Source organism: Bacillus sp. LM 4-2, assembly GCF_000978495.1.
Taxonomy (GTDB): domain Bacteria; phylum Bacillota; class Bacilli; order Bacillales; family Bacillaceae; genus Bacillus; species Bacillus subtilis.
This window is the reverse complement of record NZ_CP011101.1, coordinates 2,968,105-2,981,714: the sequence shown is the minus strand read 5'-3', so window position 1 is coordinate 2,981,714 and position 13,610 is coordinate 2,968,105. Positions and strand designations below refer to the sequence as shown.

The window sequence follows — 13,610 nt, the reverse complement described above, 5'->3', positions numbered from 1 at the left end:
GTTTACCCAATTCATACGGAATATTCAGAAAAATGATTTAATGATATTTTTTTCTAGGGGAGAAGAAGCATGCAAAAACAAAAACAAGAGCTGCACCGCGGACTCGAAGAAAGGCATATTTCTTTAATGTCTTTAGGAGCTGCTATAGGAGTAGGGTTGTTCCTCGGCTCCGCATCAGCTATTCAATTAGCAGGGCCTGGTATTCTGGTAGCGTATGCCGCAAGCGGCCTGATCATGTTTTTTATTATGAGAGCGCTTGGGGAAATGGCCATTCAAAAACCGGTCGCAGGCTCATTCAGCAGGTATGCGCGTGACTATTTGGGACCGCTTGCAGGCTATTTAACAGGGTGGAACTACTGGTTTTTATGGGTTGTCACCTGTATGGCCGAAATTACTGCTGTCGGCATCTATATGGGGTTCTGGTTTCCGGACGTGCCTAACTGGATTTGGGCATTATCGGCGCTGGTCATTATGACGGGTGTTAATTTCCTGGCTGTCAAAGCTTACGGCGAGCTGGAATTTTGGTTCGCATTGATTAAAATTGTTGCGATCTTATCCATGATTGCTGTCGGTTTATTGATGATTATTGCAGGAGTCGGCAATGGAGGCATTGCCACCGGAATCAGCAATTTATGGAACAACGGTGGATTTTTCCCTCATGGTTTAAAAGGGGTTCTATTGTCTCTCCAAATGGTCATGTTCGCCTATTTAGGGATTGAAATGATCGGGGTGACGGCTGGCGAAGTAAAAAACCCGCAAAAATCGTTAGCCAAAGCAATTGATACAGTATTTTGGCGGATATTGATTTTTTATGTAGGCGCTTTATTTGTCATTATGTCTATTTATCCGTGGCAGGAAATTGGCTCTCAAGGAAGTCCATTTGTTCTCACATTTCAAAAAGTGGGCATTCCATCGGCCGCAGGTATCATTAACTTTGTCGTGTTGACAGCCGCGCTGTCTTCATGCAACAGCGGTATTTTCAGCACAGGGCGGATGCTGTTTAACTTGGCAGAACAGAAAGAGGCGCCACAAGCATATGGTCAGCTGACGAAAGGCGGCATCCCGGGTAAAGCTGTTCTGGCTTCAGCGGGGGCTTTATTAGTCGGAGTGCTGTTAAACTATGTTGTCCCTGCGAAGGTATTTACTTGGGTTACAAGTATTGCGACGTTCGGAGCGATTTGGACGTGGGCAATCATTTTGCTTTCTCAAATAAAATACAGGAAAAGTTTAAAACCTGAAGAAAAGAAACAATTAAAGTACAAAATGCCTTTATTTCCGTTTACGTCTTATGTGTCATTGGCATTTCTAGCATTCGTTGTCATTCTTATGGCTTACAGCCCTGATACAAGAGTAGCCGTGATTATCGGGCCGATATGGTTTCTCATCTTGCTGGCTGTGTACTATGGAAAAGGGTTTCACAAAAAAAATGCAGCAGCTGCCAGCGAACGAAATATCAGCTGACAAAAAGAGCTCCCAGTGGGCTCTTTTTGTGTGTGCTCATAGAAAATAGAGAACAGGAAAGAATAGGTATGTGTTTTTGCAGAGGCTGTTTATAGTTTTGTGATAAGATAAAAGTCATACGTTTCATGCTATATGTGAACGTTTTATGGAAAAATCGAAACCCGAACTGTTATGACGTCCGGGTTAACGATGGTTATTGCTTTCAAATATAATTTGAAAAATGGTAAAGTAAGACGAAGCAGGTCTTATGTTTGTTGAAGAAATTTATAATATTGGCCCTTTTCTACATATTCTGACCGTATTCTTTGCATATCTTTTCGGTCTTCTTCCGTCAAAGGGCGGATGACTTTTGCAGGGCGGCCAAAGGCGAGATGGCCAGGCGGAATGATTTTTCCGGGCGGGACAAGACTGCCGGCACCAATAAAAGCGCCTTCTCCAATTTCGGCCCCGTCTAAAATGATTGAGCCCATGCCGATTAAGGCGTTCTTGCGGATAACAGAGCTATGAAGTGTAACCTGATGGCCTATCGTGGCGTCATCTTCAATGAGTAGCGTCTTGTTCGGGCTTTGATGGAGGCAGCTTAAATCCTGGATATTGACTCTGTTTCCGATTCTGGTCGGCGCAACATCTCCCCTTATGACAACAGAAAACCAAATGCTGGACTGTTCTCCGATAACGACATCACCGGTAATTGTTGCATTATCAGCTATAAAGGCTGTTGGGTGGATATCTGGCTTGTGTTCCTTATAAGGGTAGATCATAAGATTCATCCTTCTTTCTCTATTTAAATTTCGTATGAGGTGAAGAGCATGTGGACCTGGAAAGCAGACAGACCTCTTGCAGTGATTGTAATCATTCACGGAGCAAGTGAATATCACGGACGATATAAATGGCTGATTGAAATGTGGCGGTCTTCGGGTTATCACGTTGTCATGGGCGATTTGCCTGGACAGGGAACAACGACAAGAGCGAGAGGGCATATTCGCTCGTTTCAAGAATACATTGATGAAGTAGATGCTTGGATAGATAAAGCGCGAACCTTTGATCTTCCGGTTTTTCTTCTAGGTCACAGCATGGGCGGTCTGGTCGCGATTGAATGGGTTAAACAGCAAAGAAATCCCCGGATTACGGGAATTATTTTATCATCACCGTGTCTCGGACTGCAAATTAAAGTCAATAAAGCGCTTGATCTTGCATCAAAAGGCCTGAATGTCATCGCTCCGTCACTTAAGGTTGATTCGGGATTATCAATTGATATGGCGACGCGCAATGAGGACGTCATCGAAGCTGACCAAAATGATTCGTTATACGTCAGGAAAGTTTCTGTCAGATGGTACAGAGAGCTTTTAAAGACAATTGAATCGGCAATGGTGCCGACAGAGGCATTTTTGAAAGTTCCGCTTCTTGTGATGCAAGCCGGTGATGACAAGCTTGTTGACAAAACGATGGTCATCAAGTGGTTTAATGGTGTTGCTTCTCATAATAAAGCATACAGAGAGTGGGAAGGGCTTTACCATGAGATCTTCAATGAACCCGAGAGAGAAGATGTCTTTAAAGCAGCAAGAGCGTTTACTGATCAATATATTTGAACTAGTAGGGGGTGCATGTGTTGACAGTACCGGAACATCCTTTTGGATTGATGGCAAAGGTATATCGAGATATTTTTCCGCTCGTTCATCAAGAGCTGGACATATGGAAGCAAAAATCAGAATCGATTCATAACAGTGAATTGAAAGCACAGGCAACCGCAAGTATTCGGGACAAAACGTTTCACTGTGAAGGCGGCGGCATACTGGCCTTATTGTCAGGCAGCCAAAAGCAGAAATGTGTCGAGTTTATCATCGCGTATCAAACGATTAGTGATTATTTGGACAATCTATGTGACCGCAGCACCTCGCTGGACCCACAGGATTTTCGGATGCTCCATGCCTCAATGCAGGACGCACTGACAGTGGGAGCGGAACTGCAAAACTATTATCAATTCAGGGAAGAACAGGATGACAGCGGATATCTGCACGAACTGGTCAAAACGTGCCAGCGTGTCCTTGGTTCCATTGAGCACTATGACATGATTAAACCTTATCTGCTTGAACTGTGCGGCTATTATTGCGATTTGCAGGTGCATAAGCACGTTATTGAGCATGAGCGTGTTCCGCGGCTTGAAAAGTGGTTTACTCAATATGAATCAGAGCTGCCTGAGATGGAATGGTATGAATTTTCAGCCTGTGCAGGCTCAACGTTAGGCATTTTCTGTCTGGTTGCGTATTCGTTCCAGCCTGATTTCACAGAAAGCACCGCTAAAAAAATCCGCGACAGTTATTTTCCTTACATACAGGGTCTTCATATTCTTCTTGATTATTTGATTGATCAAGAGGAGGACTTGCTGGAAGGAGACTTGAATTTCTGCTCGTATTATCAGTCTCATGAAGAGATGATGAATCGGCTTGAACACTTTATCCATAAAGCCGACGAGCATTTACAAGGCATTCCGCATGAAAACTTCCATCGTTTAATCAATCGCGGCTTGCTTGGTGTTTATTTGTCGGATGATAAAGTGGCAGGCCAAAAGGAAATGGGCCGGCTCGCAAAGAAGCTGATCAAAGCCAGCGGAAAAACCTCCCTTTTCTTTTATATCAACGGCAGAGCCTACCGGAAATTTCAAAAAATGTCCTGGATGAAAAACTCAAAGAAAAAAGCTCAAATCATTTGCTGATCTGAGCTTTTTTTTCGATGGCGACAATAAATGGCGGGTCATTTTGCTGATTGATAAACCCGTATGTTAATACACGGGCTGTTTGCTGGTCCAAGTCCCGGCAAAACTCGAGCACGTCGTTTTTTTCAGCTTTGCCTTCCGGGTGGCCATGATAGACGACGAGAACAATCAGACCTTCGTCTTTCATGATGCTGAGAAGCTGTTCAATGGCTTTGATCGTAGAACTGCCGTTTGTCGTAATTGATTTGTCCCCGCCCGGCAAATAGCCGAGGTTAAATACCGCGGCCGCCACTTTGCCATGTGTTTCAGGCGGGAGGGATTCAGCGATTTTATCATGGCTTTTGTGAAATAACGTTGTTCGCGCTTGATACATGTCACCGAGCCGTTCCTTTGTATTGGCCACGGCTGATTCTTGGATGTCGAATGCGTATACATGGCCGTTTTCACCGACAAGCTCCGCTAAAAACTGTGTATCATGTCCGTTGCCCATTGTCGCATCTACGACAATATCTCCCTCTCCCGCGGCCATTTTCAGCAGTTCTTTGCTGTAAGGAAGAATTTTCTTCAAAATCATAGCGCTGATTCCTCCTCAAGCCGTTGAAAGAACTTTCCTTGATAGCTGCCTCGATTTTCTAGCTCTTTATTAATGGCGCCAAGCACTTCCCATTTGTTGACGCTCCACATTGGCCCGATCATCAACTCAATCGGTCCGTCACCTGTAATGCGGTGGACGATCATTTCAGGCGGAATGATCTCAAGCTGATCGCAGACGAGCTGCACATAATCATCTTGAGAAAGAAATTCCAGCTTGCCCTTTTCATATTGTTTGACCATCGGCGTGCCTTTCAGTAGGTGAAGCAGATGGATTTTAATGCCCTGGACATCCAAATCTGCGACGGCCTTTGCCGTTTCCATCATCATGTCCCGGTCTTCCAAAGGCAGCCCGTTGATAATATGCGAGCAGACACGTATGCCGTGTTTTCTTAATTTATTGACGCCTTCCACATAGCAGTTAAAATCATGTGCGCGGTTGATCAAAAGTGCAGTCCGTTCATGAACTGTTTGAAGCCCAAGCTCCACCCACAAATACGTACGTTCATTCAGCTCTGCCAAGTAATCAACGACATCATCAGGCAGACAGTCCGGGCGTGTGGCGATCGAAATGCCGACCACATCATCTAAGGCGAGGACGGATTCGAATTTCTCACGAAGCACCTCAACCGGGGCGTGAGTGTTTGTGAAAGCCTGAAAATAAGCGATGTACTTGCCGTCCTTCCATTTTTCGTGCATGCGGTTTTTGATGTCATGGAATTGCGTAATTAAATCATCGGTCCGGTTTCCAGCAAAATCTCCGGAGCCTGCTGCGCTGCAAAACGTACAGCCTCCGTGGGCTACGGTGCCATCCCGATTTGGACAGTCAAAACCGCCGTCAAGCGCTACTTTAAACACCTTATGGCCGAAATGTTCTCTGAGATGATAATTCAATGTATGATAGCGTTTTTCCGTATTTGAATAAGGAAAAGGATTGTTCTGCATCACAATTCATGTGCCTCCTTGCGTACGATTGCATCCTAAAATTGTAGCACGCATTTCACAAGAGAACAAATGAATATCGACCATAAATTACTTTATTGAATAAAGTCAGATGAGGCTACAATATGAATGATGGATGATTTCCATTACCAAGAGGAGGGGTTACTGTGGCAACAAGACAATCAGTAGATGAACATCTCCAGCAATGTATGCAGGCCTATGATTATGCTGAAGAACAGCTGAAAATCGCTTCTAAACAAGAGCATTATAACGATCAAGAATATAGTGATGCACAAATGCAGCTAGAAGATGCGGTAAATGCCTTGAATAAACTATGGCTGTCGTCAAATGATCAGCAGAGAGAACAGCTGTACAGAATGAGACTTCAGCTTCAATCTTTGCAAAATAATATGATCCTGCAGCACCCTCTTGATGTGTAGGAAAACGGACCCTTTTAAAAGGGTCCGTTTTTTTGTAAAAAAAGGATTGACTTTGTGAGTCAAAGTATTTATTGTATTAAGTGTACTAATTGAAGTAATACACTATAGACACTAATATAAAATCATTTATATATTGACATTAAGGGAGGCAGTTATGAAACATAAAAAACGAAACAAACGTAACGTGCCAATGCTGATTGCGGCATCTGTGATCGCTTGTTCTTTTTTTCTTGTTCTTGTGATGATCGGTTTTGAATGGCAAAAAAGTATAATTGATCATTTTTATCTATAAAAGGTTCAGATCGTATAGAAAGTAGGGAAGTAAATGATTCAAATCGATCCAAGAAGCTCAACACCCATTTACGAACAAATTATTCAGCAAATGAAAGAGCTTTGTTTGAAAGGGATCATGAAGCCTGGTGATAAGCTTCCTTCTGTCAGAGAATTGGCAACGATCATTATTGCGAATCCGAACACTGTCAGCAAAGCGTATAAAGAACTTGAGCGAGAGGGGATTATTGAAACGCTGCGGGGCAGAGGGACCTATATATCGGAGAATGCAAAAACGACACTGGTTGAAGGGAAGATGACGATGATTAAAGAGCAACTCAAACAGCTCATCATCGATGCACACTATGCAGGGGTTGAGCTGGAAAAACTGCACGAATGGATAAAGGAAATCAGCGCTGATGTGAAGGGAGGCAAAAAAAATGATTGAACTACGGCAGCTGTCAAAAGCGATTGACGGCAATCAAGTATTAAAAGATGTTTCATTAACAATCGAAAAAGGAGAAATCTTTGGATTGCTTGGACGCAACGGATCAGGGAAAACGACGATGCTTCGCTTAATCCAGCAAATCATTTTCGCTGACAGCGGAACGATTTTATTTGACGGCGTAGAAATCAAAAAGCACCCGAAGGTCAAACAAAATATCATCTACATGCCTGTTCAAAATCCTTTTTACGACAAGTATACATACAAGCAGCTTGTTGATATCCTGAGAAGAATATATCCGAAATTTGATGTCACGTACGCGAATGAACTGATGAACAGATACGAAATTCCAGAAACGAAAAAATACCGTGAGCTGTCGACAGGCTTGAAAAAACAGCTGTCGCTCGTTCTGTCGTTTGCGGCGAGACCGGCGCTGATCCTCCTTGATGAGCCGACGGATGGTATTGATGCGGTAACTAGACATGATGTGCTGCAGCTGATGGTTGATGAAGTGGCAGAGCGTGATACGAGTATCCTGATTACGTCCCACCGGCTTGAAGACATAGAGCGGATGTGCAACCGAATTGGTTTTCTCGAAGATAACAGACTGACCAACGTCATGGATCTTGATGAGTTAAAAGAAGAATACATTAAAATTCAAATGGCTTTCGATACAGATGTCAATTTGGCCATCAGAGAGCAAAACATTCCGATGCTCGATCAGGCCGGCGTGTTTTACACAGTGCTGATTCCGAAAAGCGATGAGGAGAAAAAGAGCTTTTTGAGAGAGCTGAAGCCAAAAGTATGGAATGAGCTTCCTGTCAACCTGGAAGAAGTGTTCATTGCGAAGTTTGGAGGGAAGCGGAGATGGTAGACCGAGGTCTCCTCTATCGAGAGTGGAAGCAGAATCAAGTGGTGATTTTGTTAAGTATCGCGTTTTTAGTATTGGCAAATCCGCTTTCTATCGTTAATACGTATTTGTCTTATCAAGGGTGTCTGGCTCATCAAGACCCGCAATATTGTGAATTTATTGTGAATTATCATAGGAGCAATCTAATAGATATCAACTGGGTGCCGGGGGTCATTTTGGCGGTCTGCTTCCTCGGAATGGAACGTTCGAAAGGCACGATGGATTTTATATTAAGCCTCCCATATAACAGAAGCCAAATTTTTCAGACAAAATTTTGGTTAGGCGGTTTTGTGATTGTGCTGTCACAATTGATTGGCTTTTTACTTGCATGGCTGCTGATTCTTGTCTATAACCCTGAACACGTCTACTTTTTTGAGCACAGCAGCATTGGAGTAATCGTGATAAGTTTTATGGCTTTTTCACTGGTGATGGCCGCCGGAGCGTTAACTGGAAATGCTTTTGCCCAACTGTTAACGGCGTTTTCAGCAGCTATATTGCCGTATTTAATTATTGCATTGCCGGTTGGAAACCTAGAAGTTGTTTTTGGTGCGAATATATGGGAAATATTCCCTTCCCCTGAGAGTTATTTCTCTCTGGCAAGCAATTTATCGAACCTAGTACCGATTAGTTACGTTGTAAATGAATGGCTGATTAACAGTAAATATCTTTTATTGATTCCAGCCGTAATGAGCATGCTATTTTACTTGATTGGCTTTATAAGCTTCAAGAAGCTTCCAAGTGAACGGAACGGACACTTTTTCTTATGGAACAGATTAGATCGCCCGGTGCAAATTCTGGTTATGGCTTTCGGCATCCTTGGATTTGGTTTATTTGGATACTATACCGGACATTCCATTATTGGTTATATTTTGGGTATGATCATTGGAGCAGTGGCTGGATTCTTTGTGAGCTACTTCTCTATTTATAAGAAAACAAAAGTGTAAGAAATGCCTTAGGTTTGGAGGGAAGTGAGTTGCCGGATTCCGGACTGCTTTACAAAGAGTGGCGGCAGAATAAAGTCGCCTTAGTTATCACCATTTTGGTTTTTATATTAGGTAATCCATTATCAATTTTAAATATGTATCTCATCTATCAAGGCTGTGTCACTGGAAAAGAAAATTGGGTCGGCCCCTGCGTATTCAGCGTTGATTATTTAAATAGCTCATTTATCTCATTGTTTTGGATTTGGGGAGTCGTTTTGGCGGTCAGCCAGCTTGGGATTGAACGTAGCAAGAGCTTCTTTGATTTTACATTAAGCCTTCCATATACACGAGGGCAGATATTTCATGCGAAGTTCCTTACCGGCGGAATGGTGATTGTGGTGCCGCAGCTCATAGGTTATGTTTTGTCTGTTTTGCTGATCATGCTTTTGAAGCCAGATCAGGCCGTTTATTTTCACAATTACAGCTTGGGAATGATTATTGTTAGCATGCTGGCTTATTCTTTGGTTATGGCCGGAGGAGCTTTGACAGGCAATAGTTTCGCACAGCTTCTAGTCTCATTTACCGTGGCCATTTCGCCGTTTTTACTCATCAGCCTGCCTGTGATCAACCTCGAGATCCTTTTTGGCGGATCAATAGATTTTATCCATGGTCCAGTACCTAAATGGGTGCAGTATTTCATTCCGATAATTTATGTAGACTCGAAATGGGCTGAGAATTCACCATATTATTTAGTCATTCCGGCTATCATGACTATCATTTTTTACATCATCGGCTATATTAGCTTTGTTAAAATGTCTAATGAAAGAAACGGATATTTCTTCTTATGGAAGCCGCTTAACCGCCCGGTGCAGATCATCGTTATTATCATAGGAATCATGGGCTTCGGCTATTTTGGATTTACTGCAAGCGAGAGCTTTGCCGGTTATCTCATTGGCATGGGTACAGGTGCGGTAATCGGTTTCTTGATTAGTTATTTTGCGATTTATAAAAAAATGAAACTTTTGTAAGGGAGAGAGAACATATGATTGATGTTCAGCATATCGACCATTCTTTCACGATCGGAAAAAAGGGCCGTGAGAATGAAGTTCCAGTATTGAAGGATGTTTCATTGAGCGTGGCGAAAGGGGAAATCGCCTGCATTGTCGGACGAAGCGGCTCAGGGAAATCAACGCTTTTGAATTTAATTTCCGGCTACATATCGCCGACAAAAGGGCGGATTGTCATTAATGGCACTGATGTTACGGGGTTTAATGAAAAGGAATGGGCGCAATTTCGGCTTGACCATTTCGGGTTTATTTTTCAGAGCTTTCAGCTCATCCCGGGTTTAACGACGTATGAGAATGTGGAAATGCCGCTGGCGTTAAAAGGAATCAAGCCATCTGAGCGGAAGCAAAAGGTGCAGGACATGCTGAAACGCGTCGGTCTGGAAAACCACGCCGCTCATTATCCGAATGAACTGTCAGGCGGCCAGCAGCAGCGTGTCAGTATTGCTCGAGCATTGATTTTAAATCCTTCGATTATCTTAGCGGATGAGCCGACGGGAAGCCTTGATTCAGAAACGGAACATGAAGTGCTGGAATTGATCCAGCAGCTGAATCGTGAGCGTGGCATTACATTTGTGATCATTACTCACGATGATGAAGTCGCTTCTATCGGACATTCAAAATTTCAGCTTCATGATGGTGTGCTAAAAGGAGGAATTACCGTTGAGGTTTAAGGATCAGGTTCATTTTATCAGAAGAAATATGAAGAAAAACAGACTTCGCGTCTTTATGACGATTCTTGCGACAACAATGGCGTGTGCGTTTTTGGTTGTGCTGTCGTCCGTTGGATTTGGGATTCAAAAGACAATTACAGATATGACAATGAGCCAGCAGATTGTAACGAAAGTCAGTGTAATGGGCAAGGAAGGAGACAAGCCTATTAAAAAAGCTGATTTAGAGAAGTATGATCACGTAAGGTCAGTTGTAGAAAGAACGCAAGTGTATGAACCAAACAAAGCTACTTTAGGCAATCGTACAAATGAAAGCTCAAATCTCATTTTTACTAATATGAATGATGAATTAAAGGCCAATATGGAATTGGAAAAGGGAAGAGTCGCAAAGTCGGAAAATGAAATCGTAGTAGGATACGACTTCGCAAAGAGATTATTGACGAAAAAAGAATCGGAAGAATATAACAAAAAAATCGAAGAAGCAAAAGGAAATCCAGAAGATATAAAAGAACCAAAGGGCTATACGAAAGATATTCTGAACAAAACAATAGAACTAAGTGTATCGAAGACAGATCCTAAAACAGGGGATGTTACAAAAACAAAAACATATGACTTTAAAATTGTCGGTATTACAAAAAAACCATCTCAAGACTGGATGGAGGACTCAAACATTTTTATCAGTGATCAATTCAAAAAAGATTTTTCGGAATTCTTAGATTTCAAAGGCGGAAATGTTGAAACGAACATTGGTGTTTTTGCTGATAAGTTTGAGAATGTGGAACAGCTGACAAATGATCTAACAGATGACGGGTACTATGTCACATCAGTGACTACTGAACTTGAGGGAGCCAATACCTTCTTCATGGTCTTCAAAATCGGACTGATCTTTGTCGGATGTATCGCAGTTATCATTTCAGCGATCGGCATTTTTAACACGATGACGATGGCGGTGACAGAGAGAACGCAAGAGATCGGCATTATGAAAGCGATTGGGGCGAGCCCGTCAATCATTCGCCGAATGTTCTTGATGGAAAGCGCGTATATCGGAATTTTAGGCTGTGTGATTGGGATTATCATTTCTTACGGCGTGAGCTACCTTGTCAACCTGGCCGTTCCGATGATTCTTGCGGCCACAAGCGGAAGCGATGCGGGCGACTTGAATTACACATTCTCCTACATCCCGGCGAGTCTTGTGATCATTGCCGTTGTGATTTGCGGAGGGGTCGCAGTCATTTCCGGAATGAACCCGGCGAGAAAAGCAACAAAAACCAACGTGCTGACAGCGTTGAGAAGAGAACTATAATGCGAACGAGCCGGCTGAGACAGCCGGCTTTTTCTATAGCGCATGATAGCGTTTTGCTATACACTTGATAAAAAAGGAAAAAGTGCGGTGAGTTGATTGTTTAAACTTTTGCTGATTGAAGATGATGAATCGCTGTTTCATGAAATCAAGGATCGTTTAACGGGATGGTCCTATGATGTATACGGCATTCAGGATTTCAGTCAGGTGCTGCAGGAATTTGCGGCGGTTAATCCTGATTGTGTCATTATTGATGTACAGCTGCCTAAATTTGACGGCTTTCATTGGTGCCGGCTGATCCGCTCCCGGTCAAATGTTCCGATTCTCTTTTTATCCTCCCGGGATCATCCTGCTGATATGGTGATGTCCATGCAGCTCGGGGCAGATGACTTTATCCAAAAGCCATTTCATTTTGATGTGCTGATTGCGAAAATCCAAGCGATGTTCCGGCGTGTGCACCATTATAATACGGAGCCGAATACGATTAAAACGTGGTGCGGCGCTGCTGTAGACGCGGAGCAGAACCTCGTCAGCAATGACAAAGGATCTGTTGAACTGACCAAAAATGAAATGTTCATTCTAAAACAATTAATAGAGCAAAAAAACAAGATCGTCAGCCGGGAAGAGCTGATCAGAAGCTTGTGGAACGATGAGCGTTTTGTTAGTGATAATACGCTGACCGTCAATGTCAATCGCCTTCGAAAAAAACTGGACGCCCTGCAGCTTGGTGCATATATCGAGACAAAGGTGGGCCAGGGCTACATCGCGAAGGAAGAGGACAAGTTCTATGATTAAAGCATTCCTTATCGAAAGGCGGAGCTGGATTGCCGCGTTTTTGTTTCAGCAGGCTTTGATGCTGTTCATTGCTTTTGTCGATCCTTCCATATCATTTGGGAATGTACTTTATATGGTGTATTTGTGCATCTTGTTTTTTATCATATTCCTTTGGTTCCGCTATCGGAAAGAAACAGCGTTTTATAAAAGCTTGAAAACATGGGAGAACAATCTCGATGTGACAGCCATAAATGAACCGGAAACGCCGTTTGAAGCAATGGTTGAAAGAAGCATTGCCGGGCAAACAGAACACTTGAAGCAGACCGCAGCACGGCATCGCTTAGCATTGGAAAATGAAAAAGATGAGCTGATGGCATGGATCCATGAGGTCAAAACCCCATTAACAGCGATGCATTTAATCATTGATAGAATGGAAGAAAAAGCACTGAAATCCCAGCTGTCATATGAATGGCTGCGTATTCACCTGCTTCTTGATCAGCAGCTTCATCAAAAACGCATTTCATTTATTGAAAACGACCTGTCAGTAGAATTCATTCAGCTTCAGCCTTTGATCTTTAAAGAAATCAAAGATTTACAATCGTGGTGTATCCAAAAAGGGATCGGTTTTGACATACAGCTCGAGGCCAAAGAAGTGCTGAGCGATGCAAAATGGCTGGCGTTTATCATCAGGCAGCTGCTGACAAACGCGGTGAAATACAGCGAAGCCTCTGAAATCGAGATCAAAAGCTTTCAAAAAGGGGAACAGACGCAGCTCCAAGTGAAAGATTGTGGCAGGGGCATTGATCCAAAAGATGTACCGCGTATTTTTGATAAAGGATTTACATCCACAACGGATCACCATGATCAAGCGTCAACTGGCATGGGCCTGTACCTGGCAAAAAAAGCAGCGGCGCCGTTATTGATCCTTATTGATGTTGAGTCGGAGTTTGGTGCGGGGACAGTTTTTACATTAACCTTTCCAATACGGAATCAATTTGAACATGTCATAAGCGTGTGACGAAAATGTCACATGCTTTTCTTTTTTGTTCGCCGTATCGAAGGAAAAGCCCGGCATTCCTTTTTATAATGAGATTATCCAATATAAA

At 43.0% G+C, this 13,610-nt stretch carries 16 protein-coding genes; 13 read left to right on the top strand and 3 right to left on the bottom strand.

Features of this window, described 5'->3' with window-relative positions; genetic code table 11:
• Positions 1-69 precede the first annotated feature (69 nt).
• Positions 70-1,461, top strand: coding sequence for an alanine permease AlaP (gene alaP / locus bslm_RS14810; RefSeq protein WP_046381290.1), 1,392 nt, complete (start codon positions 70-72; stop codon positions 1,459-1,461).
• Positions 1,462-1,706: 245 nt separating this feature from the next.
• On the opposite strand, the gene bslm_RS14805 is transcribed toward alaP, so the two are convergent.
• Entirely contained in the window at positions 1,707-2,222 is a 516-nt protein-coding gene (locus bslm_RS14805; RefSeq protein ID WP_046381289.1) for a gamma carbonic anhydrase, read from the bottom strand.
• 48 nt (positions 2,223-2,270) lie between these two features.
• Between bslm_RS14805 and ytpA the strand changes: the two genes are divergently transcribed.
• Both ytpA and tbcS read left to right on the top strand, forming a co-directional pair.
• Positions 2,271-3,050, top strand: a complete 780-nt coding sequence (gene ytpA / locus bslm_RS14800) for a phospholipase YtpA (protein WP_046381288.1) — start codon at positions 2,271-2,273, stop codon at positions 3,048-3,050.
• Between the two features lie 20 nt (positions 3,051-3,070).
• The gene (gene tbcS / locus bslm_RS14795; protein WP_033882168.1) at positions 3,071-4,174 is read left to right on the top strand and encodes a tetraprenyl-beta-curcumene synthase; all 1,104 of its coding nucleotides are present in this window, start codon (positions 3,071-3,073) and stop codon (positions 4,172-4,174) included.
• Here tbcS and bslm_RS14790 read toward each other — a convergent pair.
• Together bslm_RS14790 and bslm_RS14785 are read right to left on the bottom strand one after the other, a co-directional pair.
• The gene (locus bslm_RS14790; RefSeq protein WP_004398483.1) at positions 4,164-4,748 is read right to left on the bottom strand and encodes a tRNA 5-(aminomethyl)-2-thiouridylate-methyltransferase MnmM; all 585 of its coding nucleotides are present in this window, start codon (positions 4,746-4,748) and stop codon (positions 4,164-4,166) included. The genes tbcS and bslm_RS14790 overlap by 11 nt on opposite strands.
• Positions 4,745-5,713 carry a tRNA modification radical SAM protein MnmL/YtqA gene (locus bslm_RS14785; protein WP_009968016.1) on the bottom strand — a complete coding sequence of 323 codons (969 nt, stop codon included), beginning with the start codon at positions 5,711-5,713 and terminating at the stop codon, positions 4,745-4,747. Before bslm_RS14785 ends, bslm_RS14790 begins: the two co-directional genes overlap by 4 nt.
• 161 nt (positions 5,714-5,874) lie before the next feature.
• On the opposite strand from bslm_RS14785, the gene bslm_RS14780 reads away from it, so the two are divergent.
• The 10 genes from bslm_RS14780 (at position 5,875) to bceS (ending at position 13,522) form a co-directional block, all read left to right on the top strand.
• Positions 5,875-6,147: a YtzC family protein gene (locus bslm_RS14780; RefSeq protein ID WP_003229117.1), complete on the top strand. Its 273-nt coding sequence runs from the start codon at positions 5,875-5,877 to the stop codon at positions 6,145-6,147.
• 154 nt (positions 6,148-6,301) lie between these two features.
• Positions 6,302-6,439, top strand: coding sequence for a hypothetical protein (locus tag bslm_RS21435; RefSeq protein WP_003229119.1), 138 nt, complete (start codon positions 6,302-6,304; stop codon positions 6,437-6,439).
• Positions 6,440-6,472: 33 nt separating this feature from the next.
• The gene (ytrA, locus tag bslm_RS14775; protein ID WP_003229121.1) at positions 6,473-6,865 is read left to right on the top strand and encodes a GntR family transcriptional regulator YtrA; all 393 of its coding nucleotides are present in this window, start codon (positions 6,473-6,475) and stop codon (positions 6,863-6,865) included.
• Positions 6,858-7,736 (top strand): ABC transporter ATP-binding protein YtrB, encoded by an 879-nt coding sequence (gene ytrB, locus bslm_RS14770; RefSeq protein ID WP_003229123.1) that lies wholly within the window; start codon positions 6,858-6,860, stop codon positions 7,734-7,736. Before ytrA ends, ytrB begins: the two co-directional genes overlap by 8 nt.
• Positions 7,730-8,716 (top strand): ABC transporter permease YtrC, encoded by a 987-nt coding sequence (gene ytrC / locus bslm_RS14765; protein ID WP_046381287.1) that lies wholly within the window; start codon positions 7,730-7,732, stop codon positions 8,714-8,716. Before ytrB ends, ytrC begins: the two co-directional genes overlap by 7 nt.
• A gap of 29 nt (positions 8,717-8,745) precedes the next feature.
• Positions 8,746-9,723, top strand: a complete 978-nt coding sequence (gene ytrD, locus bslm_RS14760) for an ABC transporter permease YtrD (protein ID WP_004398887.1) — start codon at positions 8,746-8,748, stop codon at positions 9,721-9,723.
• A gap of 14 nt (positions 9,724-9,737) precedes the next feature.
• On the top strand, positions 9,738-10,433 hold the full coding sequence (gene ytrE, locus bslm_RS14755; RefSeq protein WP_003229129.1) for an ABC transporter ATP-binding protein YtrE: 696 nt from the start codon (positions 9,738-9,740) through the stop codon (positions 10,431-10,433).
• Positions 10,423-11,733 carry an ABC transporter permease YtrF gene (gene ytrF, locus bslm_RS14750; protein ID WP_015251399.1) on the top strand — a complete coding sequence of 437 codons (1,311 nt, stop codon included), beginning with the start codon at positions 10,423-10,425 and terminating at the stop codon, positions 11,731-11,733. Before ytrE ends, ytrF begins: the two co-directional genes overlap by 11 nt.
• Before the next feature lie 96 nt (positions 11,734-11,829).
• Positions 11,830-12,525: a two-component response regulator BceR gene (gene bceR, locus bslm_RS14745; protein ID WP_033884849.1), complete on the top strand. Its 696-nt coding sequence runs from the start codon at positions 11,830-11,832 to the stop codon at positions 12,523-12,525.
• Positions 12,518-13,522: a two-component sensor histidine kinase BceS gene (bceS, locus tag bslm_RS14740; protein WP_046381286.1), complete on the top strand. Its 1,005-nt coding sequence runs from the start codon at positions 12,518-12,520 to the stop codon at positions 13,520-13,522. The genes bceR and bceS overlap by 8 nt, the downstream gene beginning before the upstream one ends.
• Positions 13,523-13,610: the final 88 nt, after the last annotated feature.

Excerpts from the sequence above, each read along its gene's own strand:
- alaP (WP_046381290.1), top strand. The coding sequence starts at position 70 with ATGCAAAAACAAAAACAAGAGCTGCACCGCGGACTCGAAGAAAGGCAT.
- bslm_RS14805 (WP_046381289.1), bottom strand. The coding sequence starts at position 2,222 with ATGATCTACCCTTATAAGGAACACAAGCCAGATATCCACCCAACAGCC.
- ytpA (WP_046381288.1), top strand. The coding sequence starts at position 2,271 with ATGTGGACCTGGAAAGCAGACAGACCTCTTGCAGTGATTGTAATCATT.
- bslm_RS14790 (WP_004398483.1), bottom strand. The coding sequence starts at position 4,748 with ATGATTTTGAAGAAAATTCTTCCTTACAGCAAAGAACTGCTGAAAATG.
- bslm_RS21435 (WP_003229119.1), top strand. The coding sequence starts at position 6,302 with ATGAAACATAAAAAACGAAACAAACGTAACGTGCCAATGCTGATTGCG.
- ytrA (WP_003229121.1), top strand. The coding sequence starts at position 6,473 with ATGATTCAAATCGATCCAAGAAGCTCAACACCCATTTACGAACAAATT.
- ytrB (WP_003229123.1), top strand. The coding sequence starts at position 6,858 with ATGATTGAACTACGGCAGCTGTCAAAAGCGATTGACGGCAATCAAGTA.
- ytrC (WP_046381287.1), top strand. The coding sequence starts at position 7,730 with ATGGTAGACCGAGGTCTCCTCTATCGAGAGTGGAAGCAGAATCAAGTG.
- ytrE (WP_003229129.1), top strand. The coding sequence starts at position 9,738 with ATGATTGATGTTCAGCATATCGACCATTCTTTCACGATCGGAAAAAAG.
- bceS (WP_046381286.1), top strand. The coding sequence starts at position 12,518 with ATGATTAAAGCATTCCTTATCGAAAGGCGGAGCTGGATTGCCGCGTTT.